The organism is Billgrantia campisalis (assembly GCF_022341425.1).
GTDB lineage: Bacteria > Pseudomonadota > Gammaproteobacteria > Pseudomonadales > Halomonadaceae > Halomonas > Halomonas campisalis.
Window position 1 is genome coordinate 40381 of the sequence record NZ_JABFUC010000013.1, and the last position, 25176, is coordinate 65556.

The 25176-nt window shown below is 65.8% G+C and carries 22 protein-coding genes; 6 read left to right on the plus strand and 16 right to left on the minus strand.

What is annotated here, in order from left to right; genetic code table 11:
- Positions 1 to 29: 29 nt before the first annotated feature.
- From HOP52_RS15115 to HOP52_RS15140, 6 genes are all read right to left on the minus strand, one after another.
- Complete coding sequence (locus tag HOP52_RS15115; RefSeq protein ID WP_238978236.1) at positions 30 to 635, minus strand: zf-HC2 domain-containing protein; 606 nt, start codon at positions 633 to 635, stop codon at positions 30 to 32.
- Positions 632 to 1189 carry a sigma-70 family RNA polymerase sigma factor gene (locus HOP52_RS15120; protein WP_238978237.1) on the minus strand — a complete coding sequence of 186 codons (558 nt, stop codon included), beginning with the start codon at positions 1187 to 1189 and terminating at the stop codon, positions 632 to 634. The genes HOP52_RS15115 and HOP52_RS15120 overlap by 4 nt, the downstream gene beginning before the upstream one ends.
- 15 nt (positions 1190 to 1204) lie before the next feature.
- Positions 1205 to 2455, minus strand: coding sequence for a hypothetical protein (locus HOP52_RS15125; protein WP_238978238.1), 1251 nt, complete (start codon positions 2453 to 2455; stop codon positions 1205 to 1207).
- Complete coding sequence (locus tag HOP52_RS15130; RefSeq protein ID WP_238978239.1) at positions 2452 to 4338, minus strand: hypothetical protein; 1887 nt, start codon at positions 4336 to 4338, stop codon at positions 2452 to 2454. Before HOP52_RS15130 ends, HOP52_RS15125 begins: the two co-directional genes overlap by 4 nt.
- 295 nt (positions 4339 to 4633) lie before the next feature.
- Positions 4634 to 5026 carry a hypothetical protein gene (locus HOP52_RS15135; protein ID WP_238978240.1) on the minus strand — a complete coding sequence of 131 codons (393 nt, stop codon included), beginning with the start codon at positions 5024 to 5026 and terminating at the stop codon, positions 4634 to 4636.
- A 66-nt stretch (positions 5027 to 5092) separates the two neighbouring features.
- The gene (locus HOP52_RS15140) at positions 5093 to 5527 is read right to left on the minus strand and encodes a hypothetical protein (RefSeq protein ID WP_238978241.1); all 435 of its coding nucleotides are present in this window, start codon (positions 5525 to 5527) and stop codon (positions 5093 to 5095) included.
- Positions 5528 to 5795: 268 nt separating this feature from the next.
- On the opposite strand from HOP52_RS15140, the gene ilvD reads away from it, so the two are divergent.
- Complete coding sequence (gene ilvD / locus HOP52_RS15145) at positions 5796 to 7502, plus strand: dihydroxy-acid dehydratase (RefSeq protein WP_238978242.1); 1707 nt, start codon at positions 5796 to 5798, stop codon at positions 7500 to 7502.
- Positions 7503 to 7692: 190 nt separating this feature from the next.
- Here ilvD and HOP52_RS15150 read toward each other — a convergent pair whose 3' ends face one another.
- The 4 genes from HOP52_RS15150 to selD all read right to left on the minus strand — a co-directional run bounded on the left by HOP52_RS15150 (position 7693) and on the right by selD (position 13246).
- A complete protein-coding gene (locus HOP52_RS15150) occupies positions 7693 to 9180 on the minus strand; it encodes a PhnE/PtxC family ABC transporter permease (protein WP_238978243.1) in 1488 nt (495 codons plus the stop codon).
- Positions 9180 to 9833, minus strand: a complete 654-nt coding sequence (locus tag HOP52_RS15155) for an ATP-binding cassette domain-containing protein (protein WP_238978244.1) — start codon at positions 9831 to 9833, stop codon at positions 9180 to 9182. Before HOP52_RS15155 ends, HOP52_RS15150 begins: the two co-directional genes overlap by 1 nt.
- The gene (locus tag HOP52_RS15160) at positions 9833 to 10705 is read right to left on the minus strand and encodes a putative selenate ABC transporter substrate-binding protein (RefSeq protein WP_238978245.1); all 873 of its coding nucleotides are present in this window, start codon (positions 10703 to 10705) and stop codon (positions 9833 to 9835) included. Before HOP52_RS15160 ends, HOP52_RS15155 begins: the two co-directional genes overlap by 1 nt.
- A 231-nt stretch (positions 10706 to 10936) precedes the next feature.
- Positions 10937 to 13246, minus strand: coding sequence for a selenide, water dikinase SelD (selD, locus tag HOP52_RS15165; protein WP_238978246.1), 2310 nt, complete (start codon positions 13244 to 13246; stop codon positions 10937 to 10939).
- A gap of 106 nt (positions 13247 to 13352) precedes the next feature.
- On the opposite strand from selD, the gene HOP52_RS15170 reads away from it, so the two are divergent.
- Positions 13353 to 13898, plus strand: coding sequence for an L-histidine N(alpha)-methyltransferase (locus HOP52_RS15170; RefSeq protein ID WP_238978247.1), 546 nt, complete (start codon positions 13353 to 13355; stop codon positions 13896 to 13898).
- A 52-nt stretch (positions 13899 to 13950) separates the two neighbouring features.
- The gene (locus HOP52_RS15175; protein WP_238978248.1) at positions 13951 to 16011 is read left to right on the plus strand and encodes a GGDEF domain-containing protein; all 2061 of its coding nucleotides are present in this window, start codon (positions 13951 to 13953) and stop codon (positions 16009 to 16011) included.
- A gap of 72 nt (positions 16012 to 16083) precedes the next feature.
- Here HOP52_RS15175 and HOP52_RS15180 read toward each other — a convergent pair whose 3' ends face one another.
- The 6 genes from HOP52_RS15180 to HOP52_RS15205 form a co-directional block, all read right to left on the minus strand.
- The gene (locus HOP52_RS15180; RefSeq protein ID WP_238978249.1) at positions 16084 to 16455 is read right to left on the minus strand and encodes a DUF5362 family protein; all 372 of its coding nucleotides are present in this window, start codon (positions 16453 to 16455) and stop codon (positions 16084 to 16086) included.
- Between the two features lie 147 nt (positions 16456 to 16602).
- Complete coding sequence (locus HOP52_RS19640) at positions 16603 to 16881, minus strand: XRE family transcriptional regulator (protein ID WP_275298228.1); 279 nt, start codon at positions 16879 to 16881, stop codon at positions 16603 to 16605.
- 157 nt (positions 16882 to 17038) lie between these two features.
- Positions 17039 to 18358 (minus strand): TRAP transporter large permease, encoded by a 1320-nt coding sequence (locus HOP52_RS15190; RefSeq protein ID WP_238978251.1) that lies wholly within the window; start codon positions 18356 to 18358, stop codon positions 17039 to 17041.
- A 66-nt stretch (positions 18359 to 18424) separates the two neighbouring features.
- On the minus strand, positions 18425 to 18970 hold the full coding sequence (locus HOP52_RS15195) for a TRAP transporter small permease subunit (RefSeq protein ID WP_238978252.1): 546 nt from the start codon (positions 18968 to 18970) through the stop codon (positions 18425 to 18427).
- Positions 18963 to 19982, minus strand: a complete 1020-nt coding sequence (gene dctP, locus HOP52_RS15200) for a TRAP transporter substrate-binding protein DctP (protein WP_238978253.1) — start codon at positions 19980 to 19982, stop codon at positions 18963 to 18965. Before dctP ends, HOP52_RS15195 begins: the two co-directional genes overlap by 8 nt.
- 396 nt (positions 19983 to 20378) lie before the next feature.
- Positions 20379 to 21803, minus strand: coding sequence for an aminotransferase-like domain-containing protein (locus tag HOP52_RS15205; protein ID WP_238978254.1), 1425 nt, complete (start codon positions 21801 to 21803; stop codon positions 20379 to 20381).
- Between the two features lie 143 nt (positions 21804 to 21946).
- On the opposite strand from HOP52_RS15205, the gene HOP52_RS15210 reads away from it, so the two are divergent.
- The 3 genes from HOP52_RS15210 to HOP52_RS15220 all read left to right on the plus strand — a co-directional run bounded on the left by HOP52_RS15210 (position 21947) and on the right by HOP52_RS15220 (position 25157).
- Positions 21947 to 23401, plus strand: a complete 1455-nt coding sequence (locus HOP52_RS15210; protein ID WP_238978255.1) for an NAD-dependent succinate-semialdehyde dehydrogenase — start codon at positions 21947 to 21949, stop codon at positions 23399 to 23401.
- Positions 23402 to 23462: 61 nt separating this feature from the next.
- The gene (gabT, locus tag HOP52_RS15215; RefSeq protein WP_238978256.1) at positions 23463 to 24749 is read left to right on the plus strand and encodes a 4-aminobutyrate--2-oxoglutarate transaminase; all 1287 of its coding nucleotides are present in this window, start codon (positions 23463 to 23465) and stop codon (positions 24747 to 24749) included.
- A 180-nt stretch (positions 24750 to 24929) separates the two neighbouring features.
- On the plus strand, positions 24930 to 25157 hold the full coding sequence (locus tag HOP52_RS15220; protein WP_238978257.1) for a hypothetical protein: 228 nt from the start codon (positions 24930 to 24932) through the stop codon (positions 25155 to 25157).
- Positions 25158 to 25176: the final 19 nt, after the last annotated feature.

Genomic DNA, 25176 nt, shown 5'->3' on the forward strand with positions numbered 1-25176 from the left:
GTGAGCCGAATCAGCGCTGCGACGGTGGATCACGGCGAACTCACCTCCTCGACGAAGGGCAGCTCATCGAGCTCTCGCCGGATGGTGTCGCTATCGCTGTGCGCGGGCAGCTGAATGGTGTAGAGACCCAGGGCACCGGGTCCATCGACGATGCGTGCCTCTCGTGAGCCCAGGCTGTCGCGAATCTGCTCGGCGGTGGCGGTGTCGTGAAAGGCGATCCGGAGCTGTGGCCCCGGAGGGGTGGGTTCACCGGACAGCAGGGCCCAGTCGCTGTCGGTGGACAGAGTGGTGAGCTGGAAGCCGGTCTGGATGGCCAGCAACAGGCAGGCCGCCAGCGCCAAGGGTTTCCAGTAGCGCCGAGTCCTGGCGCTGGGTGGCTGACTGGCAGCGGTCTCACGGTGGATGTCGCGCTGGAGTCGGGCCAGGCCAAGCTCGACGGGTGGTTCATCCGTCGATTGCTGCAGGGTCTCTTTCAGGGCCATCTGGAATTCGACCTCGCGAGCCAGTTCGGGATCCTCTGCCAGGGCCCTTTCCACTTGTCGGCGTTCCTCGTCATCGAGTCGGCCATTCACATAGAGGGGCAGCTTCTCTTCGATGGCGTTCCCGGCTGTGTCGTTCCTGTCGAGGTCGTTCATGCGGCCCCCCTGTCGAGATTTGTCAGGTGCTGCTTGAGCAACTTCTTGGCGTGGTGGACGCGTGATTTCACGGTACCCTCGGGAATGCCGATGATCTGGCCGATCTCCTCGTAGTTGAGCTCCTCGAAGAACACCAGATGAAGAATTTCCCGGTGCTCTGTCGAGAGCCGTGCCATGCACTGTGCCAGCCGCTCCTTGTCGCGGACGGCCAGCGTCACGGCTTCGACATCGGCACCTGGAGATTCATCGATCATGGTCTCGTCCAGTTCGGTGGATTGTCGACGCCCTTGCTGGCGCCAGAGATCCAGCACCTTGTGGTGGGCGATGCTCAGCAGCCAGGTGGTGACCCTGGCCCTTCCCTGGAAACGTCCAGCGGAGCGCCAGACTTCCAGCATGGTGTCGTTGAGTAGGTCGTTGGCCGTGAAGGGATCGTTCAATTTCGAGAGCACGAAGTGATAGACGCGCCGCTGATGGCGCCGATAGAGTTCGCTCAGGGCTGGCATCTCCTGGTTTGCGATGGCGGTGAGTAACTCGTTATCCGGGCGGTCATCCATGGCTACCTCGAGGTATCAGGGGGCGTGGAGAATGGCCTCGAGAGGGCTGGCGGCGATTATTCCGCCTTGCGCGTCGATGGCAATCAGGCGCCAATAGTAGCGCTTGTCGGCCTCCAGGTGGCTGAGCAGGGAGCTGCTCGGGGAGGTCGAGGTCCGCTCCCCCACCACGACCTGACCGGTGATGGGTGCCAGATCCAGGGTTGCCGGCTGGCGCTGGGCATGTCGTGAATTGCCAGGCGAGCTGGCCTCGACGCCGATTGCCCCTGGCCAGCGGTCGTAGAATTCCAGCTGATAGGCATGGCTGCCCGCTACCGGCCGCCAGCGGAAGCGTGTCTCCCGGCTCAGCGGGCTTGCCGATTCCGGCGGGAAGATAGCGATGGTGGGGACCCTGCTGTCCCTCTGCAGGGCCCCTTCGCTGATGCGGTAGCTAAGCGTGGGTAATCCTTCGATCTCGGTGGGGGGCAGGAAGCGCAGCCTGACCCGGTGGATGCCGGAGGTGTCGCTGGGCAGTGGCGGAGAGGTGAGGGTCAGCTCCCGGCCAGCCCCCAGGTACTGGCGAACATAGGACAGGGGGGCATAGAGAGGCTGACCGCGTGTGCTGGCGGGCGTCGCCACCTCCCAGATGGCATTGACGATGCCGGCGCCTTGATAGCTGATCCGGGCGGTTGCCTGGAGGGTCTCATCCGGACGCAGGGTCTCGGTTAGGCTCCCGCGATCGAAGAACAGGCTGACACGCTGAATAGTCACGCCGGTGGCAGAGGGTTCGGTCCCCTCGGGAATGGCGCCGCCGCGACCCGGCACCCCCTGCTGGAGAGTGATCACCTGTACTCCGGTCATCGGCTCGGAACCTTCCAGGCCGAATTGGCGAACGTAGAACAGCTGCCGTTCGCCCTGGCGTGCCGCCTGCTGGCTGATGGCCGCCGGGACACGCAGCGATTCGGTCATTCGGAACTCGACACCGCGATCATCCGTTGAGGGTCCGATGGGCTGAACCAGCGGGGTCGGTGACGTGCCGAGCCGTTGGCCACCGACGGGATCGCCCAGGAGGAAGGTCCCCTGATTCGATACCAGTGACTGGGACAGCCGGGGGCTGGTACGTGCCTGACCGCGCCAGGTCAGGTTGACGCGACTGTCCACCCCAGCGGTGGCACTCGGGTTGCTGGTGCAGGGAAAGCGAGCGTCGCACAGGGCGGTGACCTGGGCCTGGGCACCCGATGCCAGCGACATCAGCAGCAGGACGAGGAGACAAGGGCGAAGGGGTGTCATTGCATGCCTCCCGGATAGGCCGTCGGGAGCGTGGTTCGCAGTTCCAGCCAGACCTGGTCCCGGTTCAAGGTACCCTGGCCATAGAGCCGGTCACGCAGGGTGGTGCCGCTGTAGCTCAGTGACAGGTCCAGCCCGGCACGGTTGCGCTCTGGCTTGCGGATACGCCAGTCGAGTTGTCCGCTGACATGGAGCGACTCATCGCGCTGTGGAAAGAAGGGGTCGTCTTCCGCGTTGTTCTGGTTGAGGCTCAGGTTCAGGCTCCCCGCAAGCCGGTCGGGTACGAACTGCCCATTGCCGCCCAGCGAGAAGATCTGCTGATCGATACGTTCGCCTCCATCACGGTAGCGGGTCTGGTTGCCCTGCCAGCCCAGGTTGATACGGTAGTGCTCGGAGAGTTCCAGGCCGAGTTGCCACCCCAGGCTGTAGGTGTCGCTATCCGGCTGCCAGCCGGTGTGGTCGCTGAAGCGCTCCGCGCCGAGATCGACCGACCAGTACCAGTCATCCTGCCGGAAGGCGGCGCTCGCCCAGATGCCCTCGACACGGGTGTCGTTGGGCAGGTATCCGGGGGGTGTTCGCTTGTCCTCGCGGTCGACGCGGTCAAGTGACAGGGAATAGCTTGGCTGTCCCAGCAGGGCGAACAGGCTGCCCGGTTCGGGGGGCTCGTACTCGTCGTAGCCCAGCTGCAGGTTCCAGCGGCGTGTTTCAGTGGTGGCATAGGCGGCGAAGTCGTCCAGGTTGTCTTCTTCGAGGGCAAGGCTGGCGTCCCAGTACCACTTGTCGCGGTTGGCCGAGGCGAAGATCCGGCGCATGTAGAGGTCGGATGGAAGGTTGCTGTGCGCCAGGCTGCGATAGAAGGGGCCGACTCTCTGCGCCTCGGCACCGATTTGCCAGTCGAGCGGTGTCTCCCAGTCGGTGGGGTCGGGGTCCAGCAATACCAGGGTGGACCAGGCGGAATCGGCCACGGCATCGAAACCGAAGTCCCGGCCGTCGAAGTCATAGCGACTGGTCGCATGCTCTCCGCGCATCCTCAGCCTGCGCTCCAGGAAGAAACCATCCAGCACGGCATTCCAGGCATGGCCATCGTGGACTCGCGTTGTGGGTGTCGAGCTCCAGCTGCCGGCATCGGGCTCGCTGATGCCCCCCGTGAGATAGGTGGCGGATAGCTGTAGCTCGTTGGTGTCGCCGGGCTGCCACTGACTCTGCCAGCGGGTGCCGATGATGCGGTTGTCGGGGTCGCTGAGCCCCAGGCCATCGTCGATGCCGAGCTCGCGGTTCCCGCTCATGCCGAATAGCTGGAAGGTGGTGTCGAAGGTGTCCAGTGCCAGTTCACCCTGCAGGCCGCGCTGTTGGTAGCCATCCATCACCAGGCTTTGCTGACCCATGCGCTGGTCCCCTGCGGTCACTCTCGTGCGCTCGGTTTCCGCTAGGAGGGAGAACTGGGGCATGTCCAGGCGCCGCCCGGTAATGCTCTGTTCGGGCCGGTTGGCATAGGCCAGCTCGCCGGTCCCCTCGATGCGCACCCGGTCGGACTGCAGTTCGGTGAACCATTGACTGTAGCCATCGGCGCTGTAATCGGGAGGGCCCGACAGGTTGTGCTCGGCGAGACGCTGATTGACGGTCACTTCGCTGTTGCCATCGAGGGTGATGGTCTTGAAGGTGTCGGTCTGGCGCACCTCGAAGGTCCAGTAGCCAAGCTCCTCTATCGAGCCGTCATCGCCATAGTACATCAGGCGAAGTTCGTGCTCGCCGGCGGACATGGCGCTTACCGGCTGATAGCGCAGGCTTCGAGTTTCCCAGGCCACCATCTCGGTGACGTCGATACTGTCGAGCTCCAAGTGGATGAAAGGCCGCCACTCCGAGGCGACGACATCGGAGAATTCCACCGATAGCACATCGCCGGGCTGGTAGAAGCTTCGCGCCTCCGGAGCGACGAGCGTGGTTGACCACTGTCCGGTCGGGGAGGCCCCAAGCGCCATGAGGGAGGGCAGCAGCAGGAGTGGCGTTAACGAGCGAGCCAGGTTCATGGTAGGTACCGTCTCGATGTGTGAATTCTTGTTCTTCGCTGCCTTTCGTCAGTCAGCCGGATAGTCACTCACAGTCATAGCCACTCACCGACTCGAACCGCTCGACGAGAAGACAAGATCTCGCCGGAACCTCCCTGTTCCGACGAAAATTGGCTTATTCCGATAGCCTGCCCGTGCGGGCACCGCGCTCGGAGAGACCGGAAGATTTGGGGCAGCGTATGACATCGCGCTTTATCCTCTGTCCGCCGGAGCGTTGGCAGGCTTCCATGTCACGAGTGAGCTCTTTGGAGGCGCGGACCACAGTCATGTCGCCGTCATTGCCACCGGCAATGCCCCCATGCCCCGCACAGAAGAGGGGGGCATTGATGACGGCACCATCCAGGTTGGAGTGGATGGAGAAGCTGGTGCCATCCTCGCAAATGATGGCGTAATGCAGGGATCCCAGCTGGTGGATGGTATACGCCGAGGCGGCAGGGATCATCAGGGCCATGGTCACCAGGCCGGCAATGAGGGCAACCAGGCGGGATCCGTTGAAGGGGGATTTCATGGGATTCTCCCGGGGCTAGGCGAGCCAGTGGCCATGGCGATCGCATGGCCAAAGGTCCGCTTCGTATCAGTCACGACTGATTGTTGAGTCCTGAACGTTAGCTTTGCCGGCTCCGCCACCGCCGCCCCGGGCTTGCCGAAGCAGGGCGGGGCTGGCCTTGTCGGCACATTTCGTGACGTTGCGCCTGACCTGCTCGCCGCGGCCTCGCTGGCAGCTTTCAACGCTGCGGGCCAGCTGACGGTCGGCAGGAAGCACGTCGATGCCGCCGCCGCCGTCACCGACGACGCCGCCATGGTTCTCGCAGAGGGCTTCGCCGACGATACCGATGCCGCCGGGCCCCCCGGAGTAGGAGAAGATGGCGCCATCCTGGCAGATGATCGCGTAGAGATTCTCTTCGAGTTTATAAACGGTATAGGCCGAGGCGGCGGGGATCGTCAGGGCGGTGGCGGCCAGGGTAATGGCGGCAGCGGTGAGACGGGCCTTGGTGAAGATGGATTGCATGATGACCTCCAGATCATTGTTCTTGCTGAGACGGGCTGCGGGGTTCAGACATAGGTCGCTGGAGCATCCTGGAAGGTTCACTGGTTTTTTCGACCTAGTTTTTCGCAGTCCTTTCTTCAGACTAGTGCCACCCTCCCAGGCCGCCAGACTTATCGGCATCCATAGAAGGTTGGGCAGCCGCGTGGGTCCTTCTGATGAGGTGTTGTCAGCCTGGGGGCTCTGGGTCCACTCTACTTCAGGTCACCCCTGGCTAAGATGGAGCGCCCTGATGAGCGATACCCCGAAGGATCCCCGCCGCCGCTACTCCGCCGCTGTGGTGGATGGCGTCGGCAAGGCGGCCGGCCGCGCCATGCTGCGCGCGGTGGGCTTCACCGACGACGACTTCGCCAAGCCCCAGGTGGGTATCGCTTCCACCTGGAGCAACCTCACCCCCTGCAACAGCCATATCGATGAGCTGGCCCGCCATGCCAGCGATGGCGCCGACGCCGCCGGTGGCAAGGGGGTGATCTTCAACACCATCACCATCTCCGATGGCATCGCCAATGGCACCGAGGGTATGAAGTATTCGCTGGTGTCCCGGGAGGTGATCGCCGACTCCATCGAGACGGTGGCCGGCTGCGAGGGCTTCGACGGCCTGGTGGCCATCGGCGGCTGCGACAAGAACATGCCGGGCTGTCTGATGGGGCTGGCGCGGCTCAACCGCCCCAGCGTCTTCGTCTATGGCGGTACCATCCTGCCCGGCAAGGGCCACACCGATATCATCTCGGTGTTCGAGGCCATGGGCGCCCACTCCCGCGGTGATATCGACCTGATCGAGCTCAAGCAGATCGAGGAGACGGCGATTCCCGGCCCCGGCTCCTGCGGTGGCATGTACACCGCCAACACCATGGCCTCGGCCATCGAGGCGTTGGGCATGAGCCTGCCGGGCAGCTCGGCGCAGAACGCCGTCTCCCGCGACAAACGCGAGGACTGCGAGGCGGCCGGGGCCGCGGTGCTCGCGCTGCTCGAACGCGACATCAAGCCCTCCGACATCATGACCCGGGAGGCCTTCGAGAACGCCATTACCGTGGTGATCGCGCTCGGTGGCTCCACCAATGCGGTGCTGCACCTGATCGGCATGGCCCGCACCATGGACGTGGCGCTCTCTCTGGATGACTTCACCCGGATCGGCAAGCGCGTGCCGGTGCTGGCCGACCTGCGCCCCAGCGGCCACTACATGATGAGCGAGCTGGTCGAGATCGGCGGTATCCAGCCGCTGATGAAGACGCTGCTCGACGCTGGCCTGCTGCACGGCGACTGCCTGACGGTCACCGGCGCCACGCTGGCCGAAAACCTGGCAAGCGTCGCGCCCTATCCCGATGACCAGCGGATCATTGCGGCGCTGGATAAGCCCATCAAGGCCGAGAGCCACCTGCGCATCCTCTACGGCAACCTGGCGCCGGAGGGAGCGGTAGCCAAGATCACCGGCAAGGAGGGCACGCGCTTTTCCGGCACCGCCAGGGTGTTCGGTTCCGAGGAGGAGGCCCAGGCGCGCATCAACGACGGCAGCGTGGTGGCCGGCGACGTGGTGGTGATCCGCTACGAGGGGCCGAAGGGCGGGCCCGGCATGCGCGAGATGCTCACCCCGACCTCGGCGATCATGGGCAGGGGCCTGGGCAGCGAGGTGGCGTTGATCACCGATGGGCGCTTCTCCGGCGGCAGTCACGGCTTCGTGGTGGGCCACGTGACTCCCGAGGCCTTCGACGGCGGCCCCCTGGCGCTGGTGGAGGACGGCGATCGGATCACCATCGACGCCGAGGCCGACACCATCGATGTCGACCTCTCCGACGAGGAGCTGATGCGCCGTCGCACCGCCTGGCAGCAGCCGGCCCCGCGCTACACCCGGGGGGTGCTGGCCAAGTACGCGCGCATGGTGAGTTCTGCCTCGACGGGGGCGGTGACCGACCTGTCGGAGCGATCGGCTAAGAGCGACTAACAAAACTCCCGGCGGCTGATGGGCGCCGGGGGCAGGTCGTAGCGAAGGTCATTCTTCATGGATGAAGAATGTAGCGCCCAGGGAAGGGTTTACAGCGCCTTCGCGAAGGCCTGCCCCCGGAACAGCCCATCTCTCTGATAGGGTTCTGAAAGGAGCACTAACTCGCACCGCAGACAGGAGATCGCCCACGTCACGGCTCGCTCTGGGCGGTGTGGCTCAGGCGCAGGCGGGCCCGCAGCCGGCGGGCGAGAATATCCACGCCGATGTTGAGCAGCGCGGTGATCAGGATGAGCACCATGGCGCGGTCGAAGCGGATCTCCTGGATGGCGCTGTCGACGTAGAAGCCCAGGGTGGCGATGCCGAGAATGCCGAGGATGGCCGTCTCGCGCATGATGATCTCCCAGCGGTAGAAAAGCAGTGCCAGGAAGGGGCCATAGACCCGCGGTGCCACCTCGTAGGCGTAGCGATTGATGCCGCGTGACGCGTCCTGGCGCAGCGGTATCTCGTTGCTGCGCCGTCCGACCAGGTGGCCGATGATGCCGGCGTTATGCATTGCCAGGGCGATCATCGCCGGCAGCATCGAGGGCCCCCAGAGCTGCAGCAGGATGAAGGCCAGCAGGTACTCAGGCGTGGAGCGCATCACCACCAGTACGCCGTGCCCCAGGGCGCCGCGCACCCGGCCGGTGAAATGGCGCCCCGTGAAATGGTGAGAGATCAGCGGGAACAGCGTCATCGCCAGTACCCCGGTGAGCACCAGGGCGATCTGGGTCAGCAGCAGGGTGTTCCAGATGCCGGGCAGGGCCTGGCCCAGCAGGAGATCGCCCAGCCATGACCAGAGGCCCTCCAGCCCCTCGCCGCGGCGCAGCGGGGCCGGCACGATGTCGTGGGTGAAGAAGCGCGAGACATTGCTCCACATGATCGGCAGTCCGGTGCCCAGCAGGAAGGGGGAGGCCAGCAGGTAGACAGGCAGCAGCCGTGGCCGCACCCAGAACCGCAGGCTGGCGATCAGCGCGTAGAAGAGCAGCAGCAAGGCCCCCACCGTGCCGTAGTGGCCCTGGGCGAAGGCACCCGCGAGGTGAAACCCCAGGGTCGGCATGCCGACGAAACCGATCACCGCACTGGAGCGCAGGCCGCACTCCAGCCGATAGGCCGTGTAGCTGACCAGATGCGGCCAGGCCTGGCTGATGCGGGTATAGACCAGTGCCGAGAGTCGCCCGGCGCGCTGTGGCAGGGTGCGCTCCGGCTGTGGGTCGCACTCGTCGAGGATCTCGGCATAGACCTTGGCAAAGGTGCCGGCATAGGGGATGGCGATGGCCAGCACCCCGGTGATCGGATGCAGGCCGAAGCTCTGCAGAAAGATCAGCGCCCAGAACAGTTCGTGAATGGCGCGGATGAAGGCGCAGAAGGTGCGTACCCAGAGATGCTGGAAGAGCAGGGCCAGCAGCATGCCGGCCGCCGCGCCGAGGCCCACGCCGACGAAGGCGAAGGCCAGGGTGCGCAGCACAGCCTCGCCGAGGAAGTCGACCCGGGAGAAGTCGGGCTGGATCAAGCCCATGAACAGGCGGCCCAGGGCGTGCCAGGGGTCGTGGGTGCTGATCTCGAAATCGCCGAACAGCAGGCACACCGCGGCCAGCAGGACGAGCCCCAGGGTAACGCGACGGGTGGCGGTCAACGGCATCAGTAGAGCGGCAGCAGGTCGGTGGCGGAGAGGCGGTGGCTGGGCTGGTCGATGGCAATGGCGCCATCCTGGATGCCGATCACCCGGCTGCAGTAGCGCAGCGCCAGGTCCACGTCGTGCATGGCCAGCACCGCGGTCGGGTAGGCGTCGGTCAGGGCGGTCAGGGTCACCTCGGAGAGGGGGCCGTCGAGGGCCGAGACCGGCTCGTCGGCGAGCAGCATGCCGCCGCACTGATGGATGACCCGCGCCACGGCAACGCGCTGGCGCTGCCCGCCGGAAAGTTCGCCGCAGGGGGTCCAGAGCTTGTCGTCGAGGCCGAGCCGGGTGAGCAGGGCATTCACCTGCGTCACGTCAGCGGGTCGTGGACGCACCAGGGTCAGCAGGTTGCGCCACCAGGGGTAGCGGTCGAGCCGGCCCATGTAGACGTTGTGGAACACCGAGAGTGTCGCCACCAGGCCGAGATCCTGGGGCATCAGGGCGGCCCCTTGGTCACGCCAGCGGTCATACATCACCGACAGCAGCGTCGACTTGCCGGTACCGCTGCGTCCCACCAGCGCCACCCGCTCGGCGGGGGCCAGGGTCAGACTCAGCGGGCCGAGCACGCGCACCTCGCCATAGGTGGCGACGGCGTCATGCAGCGCCAGCACGGTCATCAGTCGAGCAGCCCCAGGGACTGGGCGACCTCGAGAATTTCCTGGTAGTCGTCGTTCTCGGCCGGGATGAAGCCGGCACGGGGGAAGCTGGCGAGCAGGTCGGGGTCCTCCATGTCGAGCAGCGCCTGCTGCAGGTGCTCGGTGAAGCCCTCGCCGAAGCGCTCGTCGACGTCGCCGCGCACCGTCCACTGGTAGTCGGGGTAGGGTGGTGATTCCCAGATCACCTGGACCCGGTCCAGGTCGATGTTGCCCGCCTCGAGCTCGTTCTCCCACGCCTTGTAGCTGACCACGCCGGCCTGATAGGCGCCGGACTGCACCACCGAAATGGTGCGGCTGTGATTGCCGCTGAAGCCGACCCGGGTGAACAGCTCGTCGGGCGAGCCCCCGAGGTGCTCGCGCAGGAAGTATTCCGGCAGCAGGCGCCCGGAGGTGGAGCTCTGGGAGCCGAAGCTGAAGGTCAGGTCGCGGAGCCCCTCGGGGGCCGTGTCGCCGTCGTGGGGTTCGAGGCCGGTGGCCTGGTTGGCGATGAAGTAGCTCTTGTAGTCCGGGTCCTCCACGCCCTGGGCGATGGCGCGGGAACCCGGCACCAGCTGGCGTGCCTGAACGCCGGTGAAGCCGCCGAACCAGGCCAGCTGCACCTGGTTGTTGCGAAAGGCGGTGACCGAGGCGGCGTAGGAGGTGACCGGAATGAAGCGCACCTCGATCTCCAGCGTCTCGGCGAGGTAGTCGGCCACGGCCTGGAAGCGCTGCTGCAGGCGGGTCTCATCCTCGTCGGGGATGGCGGTGAAGACCAGCGTCTGGGCGGCGGCCAGGGCGGGCGCCAATAGGGTGGTGAGCAGCAGGGTGAGCGCAGGCAACGGGTTGCGGTGCATGGAAGACAATCCTTGTGACAAAGTCGGTAGTGAAAACGGGCACTGGAGCCTGGTTGACCGGAACGGGCATGATACCGAAAATCCGGAGGCTGTCCCCGCTCAGAGCGCGCAGGTACGAAACCCCGCCAGGATATCCCGGTGCTCCGGGGTGAAGACGTTGCGGTAGCCGTTATGGATCAGCCGTCCCCTGGTGGCTCAGGCGCGGCCTCTGCCCCCCTCGCCCCTCCGTCCTCAGCCAGTCAGGCGGATTGGCTCCAGCGCCTCGCCGGGCTCGAGGATACGGCCGATGATGGCGGCCCGGGCGTAGCCCAGGGCGCGCAGGGCAGCGAGGCAGGCCGCGGCGCGTTCGGCGGGCACGCTGGCCAGCAGGCCGCCGGCGGTCTGGGGATCGAACAGCAGCGGGTAGCGGGGGTGCTCGACCCAGGCCGCCTGGTCGCGGATGGCCCGGCGCAGGCGCACGTTGGCGGGCTGCAGCGAGCTCAGGATGCCGGCGGCCACGGTCTCCTCGGCCCCCTTGAGCAGGGGCAGCGCCGTCAGGTCGATTTCGGCATCCACCCGCGAGGGGCGTGTCATCTCGACCAGGTGGCCCAGCAGGCCGAAGCCGGTGAGGTCGGTGCAGGCGGTCGCGCCGTGCTCGCGCAGGCAGCTCGCGCCCTGTCGGTTGGACTGGCACATGTTTGCCAGGGCGGCATCGATCCAGCGGCCCCGGGCGCCGAGCCGGGCATGGGCGGCAAACAGGGTGCCGGTGCCGATGGGTTTGGTCAGGATCAATACCTGGCCGGGGTGCAGACCGCCTTTCGTCAGGGCGCTCGCCCCGCCGGCGTCGATCAGGCCATTGACGGCAAACCCCAGGGCCAGCTCGCTGCCCTCACCGGTGTGGCCGCCGACCAGGGCGCAGCCGGCCTCGTTGAGCACCTCCACGGCGCCCCGCATCATCTGGTAGACGGTGTCCTCGACCTTGGCCTCGAGGCCCTGGGGCACCGTGGCCACGGCGGTGGCGGTCTGGGCCTCGGCGCCCATGGCGAAGATGTCCCCCAGGGCGTGATTGGCGGCGATCTTGCCGAACACATAGGGGTCGTCGATGAAGGCGCGGAAGAAGTCGATGGTATACACCGCATCCTTGCCCGCGGGTATTCGCACCACGGCGGCATCGTCCGGGGCATGCAGGCCCACCAGTACTTCGGTCCGCTCCACCGGCTGCAGGGTCGCGAGGGCCCGGGAGAGCACCGTGGCCCCCACCTTGGCGCCGCAGCCACCGCAGCGCATGGCAAGGGCCGAGATCGCCTGGGCGCTCTCTTCCTCATTCAGTGCCACCCGGCTGGTGCGGGGCGCCCTCATGGCACCCTCCTCCATCGGCGGCAGGTCGTTGAGCCGGGTTGTGAATCGGGCCATGAAGCGCCGGTCGATGCCGTCCTTCCAGCGCCACACCCAGTCGCCGGCCAGGAAGAGCCCGCCGCGGGAGGCCACGGCGTGACGGTCGCCGGTGCTGATCAGCGCCAGCCACTTTGCCTGGGGGCGGTAGGGCGAAAGGGGGCGGCCGGTCACGGCGGCGCGCAGGTTGTCGGCCAGCGGGCGCCCCTGGCGGACGGCGAAGACACCGGCCTTCTCCCGGGGATGATTGACCTGGCTGGCGATATCGCCGGCGGCGAAGATCCGCGGGTCGGATAGTGACTGCAGGGTGTCGCTGACCTGGATGAAGCCGTCGTCGTCGAGTGTCAGGTGAGTATCGCGTAGCCAGGCGGCGCCCCCGGCGTGGGTGACCCAGACGATTTCGTCGGCGTCGTGCCAGGTGCCGTCGGCGGTCTGTAGCCGGCCCGCTTCCACGCCGACCACGTCAGCGGCGGTGTGGACCGCGACGCTGCGGCGCTTCAGGATGGCCTGGAAGTGGCTGCGCACCCGGGGGTTATGGGTCGGCAGGATCTGAGCGTCACGGGTGAAGAGAGAAAAACTCAGTTCGTTGGGGTCGCGGGCCAGGGTGGTCAGTTCATTTCTCAACCGGTACTGCATGGCCAGCAGCAGTTCGACACCGCCGGCGCCGGCGCCGACCACCGCGACCCGGGTCTGGCCGGGGTGGTGCCCGGTGTGTGGGTGCGTGAGACGCTCGAGCAGTGCCTGCCAGCGGTCATTGAACTGGTGGATCGGCTTGACCGGGACGGCGTGTTCGCCGGCGCCGTTGACCGCATTCATGCTGGGGGTCGAGCCGATATTGATCGACATCCAGTCGTAGGGTACCGGAGGGCGTGAACGGCAGAGCACGCTCTGCGCCGCCGGGTCGATGCCGATGACCTCGTCGCTGAAGAAGCGTGCCCCGGCGTACTCCGCCAGCCGGCGCAGGTCGATATGCACGTCGTCGTAGGCGTAGTGGCCGGCGACATAGCCCGGCAGCATGCCCGAATAGGGGGTATGGGTGTCGCGGCAGACCATGGTGAGCCTGACGCCGGGCTCGGGTTTCATGGCGAAGCGCTTCAGCACCCCTGCGTGTGTATGCCCACCGCCGACGAGGACGATGTCCCTTAACACCGGCTGCTGCGGTTGCTGCATGGTCAGGCTCGCTCTAGGTTGATGAGGTGTTGGCGCTAGATCCAGCGGCGATTCGCATCCTGCCGACACCACCGTTCGTCATCGAGGGTAAGCGATGTCCACTGCAGTGCGCTTCCACGATCAGCGTGTCGATGAGGCGAGGCCGTCGTTTCTCGACGATGTGATCGCTGGACTTTGCCGTGTCCCGAAGGCCTTGTCGCCCAAGTGGTTCTACGATGAGCGGGGCTCTTGGCTATTCGAATCGATCTGCTGTCAGCCCGAGTACTATCTGACTCGCACCGAGGAGGGAATCCTGGCCGCGGCCGCCGAGGAGATCGCCTCGCTGGTCGGGCCGGAATCGCTGCTGGTCGAGTTGGGCAGCGGCGCCAGTCGCAAGGTGCGCCTGTTACTCGAAGCGATGCGGCCTTGCCGCTACTTGGGCATGGATATCTCGCGCGATTTTCTGTTGCAGAGCACCCGCCGCCTGGCGGCGGACTATCCGTGGCTGGAAGTGCATGCGGCCTGGGGCGATTTCTCGCGTTGCCTGCAGTTGCCGGGCGGGGTCGCGGGTCGTGGCGTTCTTCCTGGGCTCGAGTATCGGCAATTTCACGCCACTCGAGGCCGAGGCCTTCCTGTGAGGGCGTTTCATGATAAATCCACGGGGGTGTGGTAAAATAATTAACTTTTTCAAGTTGATATGTAATTAATATAGCTGAGGAGTATCAATGGTATACCCTGGCGCCGCCACCCCTGTCGGCTCATTCGAGGCCCTGGTTCAAGGGCTGCCGGTGCCGGTTCTGGTGGTGGGGTGCGAAGGCGAGATCCTGTTTGCCAATGAGGCGGCGCTGGGGCTTTTCGAACCGGCGTTCGCCGGTGAAGGGCTGAGCCTGGGGCGGCTGTGGTCCGCTGTGGACTGCCGGGAGATTCGCGAGTGCTGGTCGGTGTTACCCGAGATGGAGCCTGGCGAAGAGGAGGGCACTGACGAAGGCTGCCATGGCCCCTTTAGCACGCTGGCGGGACAGACCTTCGCCGAGGTTCGCCTTCGCCGCCTGGCGTGGCAGGGTAGAGCGGCGATTCAGCTGACGCTGCTGTCGCCCCTCTGGCACGGCGAGGCCGAGCAGGTCTCGCTCTACCGGGAAATGTTCACGACCAACCCGGCGGTGAAGCTGCTGATCGATCCCCGCGACGGTCGCATCGTCGATGCCAACCCCTCGGCGGCGGCCTTCTACGGCTATTCCCTGGCCGAGCTCAAGCGGATGAACGTCGTCGATATCAACTGCCTTGCCCCCGACGAGATACGGGCGCGAATGGCCGAGGCGCGTGCCTGCCATCAGCTGTTCTTCGAGTTTCGCCATCGTACCGCCACGGGCGAGCAACGCGACGTGCATGTCTACACCGGGCCGGTCACGGTGGGGGAGCGCCACTATCTGCACTCCATCATCGTCGATGTCACCGACGAGAAGCGCTATCAGGCCCAGCTCGAGATCGACCATGAGCTGTTTCGCCACCTGCCGGTGGGGGTCTACCGTAATACCCCCGGGCCCGAGGGGCGTTTCATCACCGTCAACCGGGCCATGCTGGAGATCTTCGAGGCAGAGTCCGAGCAGGCGCTGCTGGCGGTGCCCCTCGCCAGGCTGTACGAGGCTCCCGAACAGCGCGAGGCCTTTAGCGAGGCGTTGCTGCGGGAAGGGGCCATCAACCGCTGGCCGCTGCGCATGCGTTCGCTCAAGGGACGTCCGATCTGGGTCGAGGTGACGGCGAGGCGGCGAACCGAGCCGGACGGCAGCGTGGTGTTCGACGGCGTCATCGAAGACGTCACCGCCCGCAGGGAGGCGCAGGTGCTCACGGAGCGCCTGACCCATCTGCTCGACGCCTCGCCGGACTTCGTTTCCATCACCGACGCCGAGCAGCGGGTGGTCTACCTCAACCAGGCGGGACGGCGCCTGGTGGGTGAGCTGCCCGAGGCGCTGCCCGAGGCATTGGCCGCCGCGCATCCGGAGTGGGCCAGGCGGCTGATCGAGAATGAGGGCATTCCCTTCGCCCAGCGTCACGGCTACTGGTATGCGGAGACCGCGCTGTACACGCCCCAGGGCGAGCTGCCGGTCTCACAGCTGATCGTGGCTCGGCGCAACGAGGATGGAAAGCCGGACAGTATTGCGACCATCCTGCGCGACATCAGCCAGACCAAGCGCTATCAGGCCGAGCTGGAGCACCTGGCCGGCCATGATCCCCTCACCGGCGCGGTCAACCGCGGCCGTTTTCTCACCCTGCTGGAGCGTGAGCGTGCCCTGGCGCTTCGGGGAGAGCGCCCGCTGAGTCTGGTGATGCTGGATCTCGACCACTTCAAGCGCGTTAACGATGGCTTCGGCCACAGCATCGGCGACAAGGTGCTGCGCACGCTGGTGGCAATCTGTAAGGAGCACCTGCGCGAGGTGGATGTGCTGGCGCGCTGGGGCGGTGAAGAGTTCATGCTGCTGTTACCCGATACGCCCCTGTCGGGCGCGATGATCCTGGCCGAACGGCTGCGCCAGGCGATCGAGGCGGCGAACTTCCATCCCGTCCCCCGCGTGACCAGCAGCTTCGGGGTGGCGGAAATCTCGCCGGAGGAGCCGGACGCCTGCTGGCTGAAGCGCCTCGATGCCGCCCTCTATCGGGCCAAGGCCGAGGGCCGAAACCGCCTCTGCAGCGCCGCGCCTTCGCCGCTTAACCAAGACCCACCGGCCCCCGGCGGCGGCTCGTGTCAGGACGATTCGGCCGCCTCGGGCAAGAGGAGGGGCTCGGGGTAGTCCCGGCGGCCTCCCACGAAAACGCCCCAGCCGTCAGTGGCGTTCACGCTTCGACCGGGATCAGCGAGTGGCTCACATCCCGCCCATGCCACTCATCATGCCGCCCATGCCAATGGCGCCGAACAACAGGCCGACGACGGCAATGATCAGGTAGATCAGGATCAGCACGCCGAAGATGGTGAAGTAGGTCTTGAGCTTGCGCATGGCGTGCTTCATTTCAAGGTAATCGCCACTCTCGTAGACTCGCCCGGTGGCGCCGGCGGCCTGCATCAGCACCCAGCCCCCCCAGATCGGAATCCAGGCGACGATCAGGCCGATGATCGACAGCGCAGTCATCAGCCCCGAGAGAATCAGCATCACGCCGGTGAGCTGCATCCAGAACTTGCCCCGGTAGAGAGGCTCGATAAGGTCGCGCAGTTGCTCCTGGGGATTGGTCGGCTGCATGTCACGCTCCCTGTCGTGAATGTGGTGGACTCGCCCTCCGACTATATCAGTTGCCACGCATGACGGGGCCCCTGCCATTGCCGGGGGCGCAAAAACGCCTCGTCGTGGCGACGAGGCGTGGGGAGTCGGTGCAGGAGCGCGAGGTAGCTAGTGCGGGGCACCTTCCGGATCGATGGTCCTATAGACAAGGCGCAGCTCATCCACCGACAGGTGCTCCAGCCGCCCGGACAGCAGGTCGCTGATCTTCTGGGCAGGCAGCCCGGCGCGCCGGGCGATCTCTCGGCTGCCGAGGTCTGACACGGCAATCAGCCGGGTCAGGATGCGCATGAGGCGTGTACGTTTTTCCAGGTCCCTGACGTCGAGGTCAGGGCATCTAGGCGGAGGTTCGTTGCGCTCCGCGCTGACGGTATGGCGTGCCGGGCTCATGATGCTCCATTGGGCGGTTTCGACACCCACATCATGGGGGCTTTTGCGGGGTTTTGCCAGTCCCGTTTCGATGATGCTTTGGTGGCAGCGGGAAGGGGGCGATGGCGGGGCGAGGCGGGGGCCGGGCAGGCCCCCGCCTCGGGGTTTGCGAGAGTGGCTAGAAGAGCAGATTGGGCAGCCACAGGGCGATGCTCGGGAAAGCCACGATCAGCGCCAGGCCGAGGATCTGCAGCCCCACGAAGGGTAGGGCGGAGCGGTAGATGTCGACGATGGTGATCGACTTGGGTGCCACCGATCGCATGTAGAACAGATTGTAGCCGAAGGGTGGCGTCAGGTAGGCGGACTGCATGCTCAGGATGAATAGCACCGCAAACCAGATGGGGTCGAAGCCCAGTTCGCGCACGATGGGCACGTAGAGCGGCACCGTGATGAACAGGATGGCGAAGTCATCCAGAAACATGCCTAGCACGAAGAAGCTGAGCAGCATGAAGATGATCACGGCATAGGGGGAGAGGGCGAAGTCCTCGACCATGTCACTGATCACCATGCCGGCGCCCAGGCCCATGTAGATCCGGCTGAAGAAGACCGCGGCAATGGCAATCCAGATCAGCATGCCGGTGATCTGGGTGGTGTTGAGCATCACGTAGCGCAGCAGCTTCCAGCTGAGCTTGCCGCGCGCGGCGGCGATCAGCAGGGCCCCGCCAGCGCCAACCGCTGACGCCTCGGACGGTGAGGTGATCCCGCCGATGATGCTGCCGAGCACCGTGACCACCAGCAGGCCTGGCGCCAGGATATGGCGCAGGGACTGCAGCTTCTCCTTGGTCGTGAACCGTTCCTCCGGCGGTGTGGCAGGCCCGAGCTCCGGATTGAAGCGGCAGCGGATCAGGATATAGGCCATGTAGATACCGGCCAGCATCAGGCCCGGCATCAGGCCGGCAGCGAACAGCTTGCCCACCGACTCCCGGGCCAGGAAGGCGTAGACGATCATCAGCACGCTGGGCGGGATCAGAAAGCCCAGGGCGCCGCCGGCCATGATGGTGCCGGTGACCAGCCGCTTGTGATAGCCGCGCTTGAGCATGGCGGGCAGGGCGATGATGCCGAGGCTGACGGTGGCGGCGCCGGAGACCCCTGCCATGGCGGCGATCAGCGCACAGATCAGCACCGTGCCCACCCCGAGACCGCCGGGGACGCTGCCCATCAGCTTGTGGATCATGCCGAACAGGTCATCGGTGATACCCGATTTTTCGAGCACGAGACCCATGAAGATGAATAGTGGCAGGGAGACCAGCAGGAAGTTGGCCATGGCACTGTGGGCCGAGGCCAGCAGCAGGTCCAGACCGCCCGGGCCGAACATCATGTAGGCACTGCCCATGCCCGAAATCATCAGCGCCAGGGCCAGCGGGGCCCCCATCGCCATGAGCACCAGCATGGAGAGGAACATGATGGCGGTAATTGTCAGGGGCTCGAGTTCAGTCATAGTGAAGCCCTTCTTTCGGCACGCCGCCTGAGCGTGCCGGGAATGAGGTGGTTCGCGGAGTGACGCTCATTGGCCTGTGGCACCTTGATCGTCGCGGGGGTCCCGGTAGGAGATGCCGGCCAGGCGCACAGCGGCACGCACCAGCTCGGCCAGGCACTGGAGCATCAGCAGGCCCACGGCCACGGGGATGGTGGCCTTGATCGGCCAGAGCGGTGGGCGCCAGACGCTGCGGTTGGAGAATTCGCCGATGCGCCAGGAGTGGTAGGCGAAGTCCACTGCCATCTGCAGCACGATCGCCAGCACGACCAGGGCCAGAATGAAGATCACCAGGTCGCAGAAGGCCTGGACGCGCCGTGGTAGCAGGCGATAGATGACGTCGCTGCGCACGTGACCTTGATGACGCAGGGTGTAGCTTCCCGCCAGGATACTGAGTGCACCGAAGAACATGGTCGAAAGCTCGTGCCCCCAGATCGTGGGGGAATTGAGAATGTAGCGAGCCACGACCTCGAAAAGCAGTACACCGATGATCCCCAGCGTCAGCCAGGAGACGGCCCTCCCGACCCAGTCGGAAAGGCCGTCCTGCACCCTGAGATAGAGGGTGACTTTACTCACTCAGCCGTCCTTGCTCGATGGCGTTGTTGATCAGGATCTCTACGGCACGGGCGTTGCGTTCGGACTTCTCGGCTTCGGCTTCCCAGATAGGCAGCGAGGCCTCGGCCAGGCGCATGGAGTCTTCCTCCGACAGCATGGCGAACTCGAACACCTCGCCCTCGTCGATGATGCGCTGGTTGCCCTCCTCCAGCCAGTTATGGACGTCTAACAGGTACTGGTCGAGCGCCTCGGTCAGGATCTCCTGCTGCTCGGCGGAGAGGCGCTCCCAGGTGCGGGGATTGATCAGGGCGTTCTCGGTCCAGCCTGGATTGAGCAGGTTGATGTCGGTGTAATGCTTGGCGACTTCGTGGAGCTTGAGCTGCTCGTATTCCACCGGGCCACCGTAGACGGCGCCGTCGATCACACCGGTCGACAGGGCCACATAGAGCTCCTCGCCCGGCAGGAAGACCGTCGGGATATCGAACTGCTCCAGCACAGTGGCAATGGAGCTGGTAGCGCGGATACGCATCGATTGCAGATCTTCCAGGCTGGTCACCGGCTCGCGGGTCAGCAGACCGTAGTCACTGCCGAAGCCGCGGCCGATCAGCTTGACGCCCTGCTCTTCATAGGCCTCTGCGACCAGCTCATCCAGCCCCTGGTTGGCAAAGATGTCGCGGGCTTCCTCGACGTTGACCCAGGCCCCGGGCAGGCCGCCTTCGATGATGCCGATGCCGACGCGCCCCGGCCAGTAGCTGCCGACGCCGTGGGCGATGTCGATGGTGCCGCGAGCCACGGCATCCACGAACTGATCGCTGTCCACCAGCTCGCCACCGCGTGAGAACTGGATGCGAATGGAGCCGTCGCTCGCCTCGCTGACGCGATCGCGCAGGTCGGCGGCGATGGCGTCGACCTCGGTGCCGTAGAAGGTGTGCATGCGCAGGCGCACGCTATCGGCATACACCAGCTGGCTGGCGAGGAGGGAAGCGGCTACCGAGGTGGCCAGGGTGGTCTTGAGTAGGGTAGGAAGTTTCATAGAGGCCTCTTCGTGATCGAATGTTCGGATTGTTCGTTGTCTGGATATTGGCCTGTGCCTGATGTCAATTGTGCATATGCGATTCGAGTTAAGCATAAGATAAAAGTGCCCACCATAGAAATTTTCAAAATATTTCTATATTTAGCGGCGGTACTTTTACCCTGCTAACGCTTTGCAGAATGGCGTCGCGGACCGCTGCCCGCACACCTGCTGAGCATCTCAGGCACCGGGGAACGCTAGCAGCAACGGCAAGCGGGAGGCTATGGACCAATGTCCGTGAAAAATGGACCAATTGGCCTGTCGATGGCGCCGGGGGCGGTTTGACGGACGCCTGCCGGGGTGTTTCGGGCCGCGAGGGCGGGCGTGGGACTTTGGTCGAGCGGCTGGGAGAGGGCGTCAGGCGCCGAGGCAGCGCGTCAGAATATGGCGAAGGCGTACCGCCTCGGCGGCCAGGGTGTTGCCGGAGAGCATGCCGATACCCAGGATCAGACCGCTGCGCGGGTCGTTGTCTGAGCAGGCCAGACTCAGCGGGCGGGCGACAAGGTGGGATTGCAGGAGTCTGTTGACGATGCGCTTGTCATCGACCCCCGGCGCGAACTGCACGCAGAGGCTGATGGAGTGGCTGGGTGGCGAGACGTGAGTCACGCCGGGCACCTGTATCAGCTGGTCGTGCATCACCTGCTGGCGGGCCAGGTAGTCGCGCTGGATGCGCCGATACCAGGCATCCAGCTCCCCTTCGGCGATGAACTGGGCCAGAGCGGCCTGGTCCAGCAGGCGACCCTCGCGGAAGACCTCGCTGCGCAGCTGGTTGAGCGGCTCCACCAGGGCCGGCGGAGCCACCAGGTAGCCCAGCCGCAGGCCCGGAAACATCAGCTTCGAGAAGGAGCCCACCAGCAGGTGATTCCCCGAGCGTCCGTTGAACATCAGGTTGGCGCCATCCTCGCCGTTGAACTCGTAGTCATCCTCGAGCACGAAGTCGGGCTTAAGGCGCGCGCAGAGCGCCTGTCGATGAGTCGGGGAGGTGGGCACGCTGAGCGGGTAGTGGTGGGAGCCGGTGAAGTAGGCCAGCCGCACGGGGGCAGAGGGGCCTTGCGTGGCATGCCCCGTGTCGGGTGACCAGGCCAGCTGCTCCACCCGGGCGCCCGCGGCGGTGAAGACATTGCGCGCGCCCCAGTAGCAGGGCGACTCCATGAGGATCCGATCACCGACGTCGGTGAGGGCCAGGGCGCATAGCTCGATACCGTTGTGGGTGCCCTCGGTGATAATGATCTGGTCGGTTTCGCACTCCAGCTGTCGCCAGCGCCACAGGAAGTCGCGGATGGCGCGTTTGAGCGGGCCGTAGCCGCCGCTGGAGTAGGAGAGCAGCAGGGCGTTGCGCGGCACGGTGACACTGGCATAGAGCTCCCGCCACTTGGCCATGGGGAACTGGGTGATGTCGGGAATGCCGGGCATGAAGGCGCCGCTCTGGATGGTGCTGGCGCTGGGGGCGTTGAGGATGGAGTTCGCCCGCGAAGAGAGGCGTGGCGGACTTTCCATTGGCGCCGAGTGGGGCATGCCGGGGCGTCGGGTCCAGGTGCCCTGACCCTGTCCGGTGAGGATAAAACCCTCCTCGCCCAGGCGGCGCATGGCCTGGGCGAGGGTGTCGCGCGCGACACCCAGCTCCCGGCAGAGCAGACGGTGAGCGGGCAAGCGGCTTCCGGGCGGCCAGTCATACAGGATCGCCAGGCGCAGGGCCTGTTCGACACGCACGCTCTTGCCCAGGCGTTCGGGCTGCTGGCCGAAGCGGGCAAGTAGCGGGGCGAGCGAGGCGTGAGAGGGCATAGGGTGGCTATTGGCTGCGCGGCGGTGCGCCGATTATCACCTGCCGGTCTGCATTGGTCCACCCGAGCGGGGGAAGTGGTCCATAGGTGGCGGGACAGGTTGCTGCTAGCGTGCCGGTCGATGCCAACAAGAGGAGACCCCCCATGACGCTGATCGACTCGCTGTTGATCGATGGTACGGCCGCAGCCCTGGTGGGCGGAGAGTGGCTGACCGGCAGCGCTCGCTTTCCCGTGACCAACCCGGCTACCGGGGAGCTGCTCGCCCAGGTGGCCGATCTGGGTGCTGAGGAAGCGCGCCAGGCCGTGGCCGCCGCCGAGGCGGCCGGTGCCGCCTGGAAGAAAGTTACGGCCAAGGAGCGCGCCGCGCTGCTGCGGGCCTGGTTCCTGCGCATCCAGGAGCAGGCCGAGGGGCTTGCCGAGCTGATGACGCTGGAGCAGGGCAAGCCGCTGGCCGAGTCACGGGGCGAGGTCACCTATGGCGCCAGCTTCATCGAGTACTTCGCCGAGGAGGCCAAGCGCATGGCCGGCGAGACGCTGCCCACTCACGCCGCCGACAAGCGCCTGCTGGTGCTGCGCGAGCCGATCGGGGTAGTGGCGGCGATCACCCCCTGGAACTTCCCCATGGCGATGATCACCCGCAAGTGCGCCCCGGCCATCGCCGCGGGTTGCACGGTGGTCATCAAGCCGGCCGAGGCGACCCCGCTCACCGCCCTGGCGCTGGCGCGCCTGGCGCGAGAGGCGGGTATCCCGGAAGGGGTGATCAGCGTGGTGACCGCCGCAAGCCCGGCGGCCGTGGGCGAGGTGCTGACCACCGACCCGCGGGTGCGCAAGGTCTCCTTCACCGGCTCCACCCCGGTGGGCAAGCGGCTCTTGGCCCAGTGCGCCAGCACCGTCAAGAAGGCCTCCATGGAGCTCGGCGGCAACGCCCCCTTCATCGTCTTCGACGACGCCGACCTAGACGCCGCCGTGGCGGGTGCCATCGCCTCCAAGTACCGCAATGCCGGCCAGACCTGTGTCTGCACCAATCGCTTCCTGGTCCAGGAGGGGATCTACGACGCCTTCGTCGAGGCCCTCGCCGAAAAGGTCGCCGCGCTGCCCGTGGGCGATGGACGCGCGTCGGGCGTGATGATCGGTCCGCTGATCAACCAGGCCGCCGTCGACAAGGTGCAGCGCCACGTGGATGACGCCGTGGCCAAGGGTGGCCGCCTGCTGTGCGGCGGGAAACCCCATGCCCTCGGTCAGAGCTTCTATGCGCCCACCGTGATCGCCGATGCCACCCCGGAGATGTGCGTGGCAAGCGAAGAGACCTTCGGCCCGCTGGCGCCGGTATTCCGCTTCCGCGACGAGGAGGAGGCGATCGCCATGGCCAACGATACCCCCTTCGGGCTTGCCGCCTACTTCTATGCCCGCGATTACCGCCGCATCTGGCGCGTCATGGAGGGGCTCGAGTACGGCATGGTCGGGGTCAACGAGGGAATCATCTCCACCGAGCTCGCCCCCTTCGGCGGCGTCAAGGAGTCAGGCCTCGGCCGCGAGGGGTCGCGCCACGGCCTCGAGGAGTATACCGAGCTCAAGTACGTCTGCGTGGGCGGCCTTTGACCCTCGAGCGCGACGCGACGCTATCCATCCAACAACCTTTGGACTCCACAGGGACTTCATCATGACCCAGACCTTCTCCAACGCCGAGCTGAACGAGCTCAAGAAGCGCTTCGTGGCCAACGGTGCCGCCACCCCCACCGAGCAGTTCGTCGCCCGTGCCGAGAACGCCGAGCTGTGGGATGAGGACGGCCAGCGCTGGATCGACTTCGCTGGCGGTATCGGCGTGCTCAACCTGGGCCACCGCCATCCGCGGATCGTCAAGGCCGTGCAGGACCAGCTCGAGCGCGTCATGCACACCTGCTCGGCGGTGATCTCCTACGCCCCCTATATCCAGCTCTGTCAGCGGCTCTGCGAGAAGGCCCCGGTCAAGGGCCCCGAGCGCAAGGCGATGCTGGTCAACACCGGTGCCGAGGCGCTGGAAAACGCGGTCAAGATCGCCCGCGCCGCCACCGGCCGCTCCGGCGTCATCACCTTCGACGGCGCCTTCCACGGCCGTACCATGATGACGCTGGCCATGACCGGCAAAGTGCTCCCCTACAAGAATGATTTCGGTCCCATGCCGGGCGACGTCTATCGCGCCCCCTATCCCAACCCGCTTCACGGCATCAGTGACGAGATGGCCCTGGCGGGCCTGGAGAAGCTCTTCAAGACGGATATTCCGGCACACCGCGTCGCTGCGATCGTCATCGAGCCGGTGCAGGGGGAGGGCGGCTTCTATATCGCCTCGCCCGATTACCTCAAGGCGCTGCGCGCTATCTGCGACCGCCACGGCATCCTGCTGATCGTTGACGAGGTGCAGTCGGGCTTTGCGCGCACCGGCAAGCTCTTCGCGCTGGAGCACAGCGGCATCGAGGCCGACATGCTGACCACCGCCAAGTCCCTGGCCAACGGCATGCCGCTCTCGGCGGTGGTGGGGACCGCCGAGGTCATGGACGCCTCCGGCCCCGGGTCCCTGGGCGGCACCTACAGCGGCAACCCGCTCTCCTGTGCGGCGGCGCTGGCGGTGTTCGATGCCATCGAGGAGGAGAATATCCTCGAGCGCAGCGAGCAGATGGGTCGCTTGCTGGCCGAGCGCTTCGCCGTCTGGGAGGAGCGCTTCGCCCCGGTGGGCCATGCGCGCAACCTGGGTGCCATGGCGGCCTTCGAGCTGCTCGACGCCGACGGCAAGCCGGACCCCGCCCTGGCCCAGGCACTCTGTGCCAAGGCCCGCGAGCAGGGGCTGATCCTGCTCTCCTGCGGCTTCTACGGCAACACCGTCCGGGTGCTGGTGCCGATCACCGCCCCCTCCGAGGTGCTGGAGGAGGGGCTGGCCATCATCGAATGCTCGCTGGAAGCGCTCGCCGCCTGAGACGCTGAAGCGGGTCGGGCCCGCTTCCGATCTCCTTAGTGCGACACCGCCGAGGCCATGGGTCTTGGCGGTGTCGTGTCTGGCGTCCAGCCCTCTCCGGTATTTTGACAAAAATAAAAAATATAGATATTTTTATGAATAGTCCACATCTTCCGCTCCCTGGCCCACGGAGACCCTGTCATGAGCGTGCAGATCCGGTTTCCCTTCGTTGCCATGCCGCTGCCCGCTGACATCCTCGGCCCTGGCCAAGCGCTTCCTACTGTCTCGCCACGGAAGCTCAAGCTGACGATCACCAGTGAACTGACAGGTGCCGTCATTGAATCCGTGGCCGAAAGGGCAAGAAAGGGCAAGAAAGGCGCTGGAGTATCAGGCGATGTGGCATCTCCGTATGGCGCAGATCCTCGATGATCTGTGCTGGAAAAGCTTC

Excerpts from the sequence above, each read along its gene's own strand:
- HOP52_RS15115 (WP_238978236.1), bottom strand. The coding sequence starts at position 635 with ATGAACGACCTCGACAGGAACGACACAGCCGGGAACGCCATCGAAGAG.
- HOP52_RS15220 (WP_238978257.1), top strand. The coding sequence starts at position 24,930 with ATGAGCGTGCAGATCCGGTTTCCCTTCGTTGCCATGCCGCTGCCCGCT.
- HOP52_RS15135 (WP_238978240.1), bottom strand. The coding sequence starts at position 5,026 with ATGAAATCCCCCTTCAACGGATCCCGCCTGGTTGCCCTCATTGCCGGC.
- HOP52_RS15155 (WP_238978244.1), bottom strand. The coding sequence starts at position 9,833 with ATGACCGTGCTGGCGCTGCATGACGCCGTCGCCACCTATGGCGAGGTG.
- HOP52_RS15120 (WP_238978237.1), bottom strand. The coding sequence starts at position 1,189 with ATGGATGACCGCCCGGATAACGAGTTACTCACCGCCATCGCAAACCAG.
- selD (WP_238978246.1), bottom strand. The coding sequence starts at position 13,246 with ATGCAGCAACCGCAGCAGCCGGTGTTAAGGGACATCGTCCTCGTCGGC.
- HOP52_RS15160 (WP_238978245.1), bottom strand. The coding sequence starts at position 10,705 with ATGCACCGCAACCCGTTGCCTGCGCTCACCCTGCTGCTCACCACCCTA.
- HOP52_RS19640 (WP_275298228.1), bottom strand. The coding sequence starts at position 16,881 with ATGAGCCCGGCACGCCATACCGTCAGCGCGGAGCGCAACGAACCTCCG.
- HOP52_RS15210 (WP_238978255.1), top strand. The coding sequence starts at position 21,947 with ATGACGCTGATCGACTCGCTGTTGATCGATGGTACGGCCGCAGCCCTG.
- HOP52_RS15205 (WP_238978254.1), bottom strand. The coding sequence starts at position 21,803 with ATGCCCTCTCACGCCTCGCTCGCCCCGCTACTTGCCCGCTTCGGCCAG.
- HOP52_RS15190 (WP_238978251.1), bottom strand. The coding sequence starts at position 18,358 with ATGACTGAACTCGAGCCCCTGACAATTACCGCCATCATGTTCCTCTCC.
- HOP52_RS15150 (WP_238978243.1), bottom strand. The coding sequence starts at position 9,180 with ATGCCGTTGACCGCCACCCGTCGCGTTACCCTGGGGCTCGTCCTGCTG.
- HOP52_RS15180 (WP_238978249.1), bottom strand. The coding sequence starts at position 16,455 with ATGCAGCCGACCAATCCCCAGGAGCAACTGCGCGACCTTATCGAGCCT.
- gabT (WP_238978256.1), top strand. The coding sequence starts at position 23,463 with ATGACCCAGACCTTCTCCAACGCCGAGCTGAACGAGCTCAAGAAGCGC.
- dctP (WP_238978253.1), bottom strand. The coding sequence starts at position 19,982 with ATGAAACTTCCTACCCTACTCAAGACCACCCTGGCCACCTCGGTAGCC.
- HOP52_RS15175 (WP_238978248.1), top strand. The coding sequence starts at position 13,951 with ATGGTATACCCTGGCGCCGCCACCCCTGTCGGCTCATTCGAGGCCCTG.
- HOP52_RS15140 (WP_238978241.1), bottom strand. The coding sequence starts at position 5,527 with ATGCAATCCATCTTCACCAAGGCCCGTCTCACCGCTGCCGCCATTACC.
- ilvD (WP_238978242.1), top strand. The coding sequence starts at position 5,796 with ATGAGCGATACCCCGAAGGATCCCCGCCGCCGCTACTCCGCCGCTGTG.
- HOP52_RS15125 (WP_238978238.1), bottom strand. The coding sequence starts at position 2,455 with ATGACACCCCTTCGCCCTTGTCTCCTCGTCCTGCTGCTGATGTCGCTG.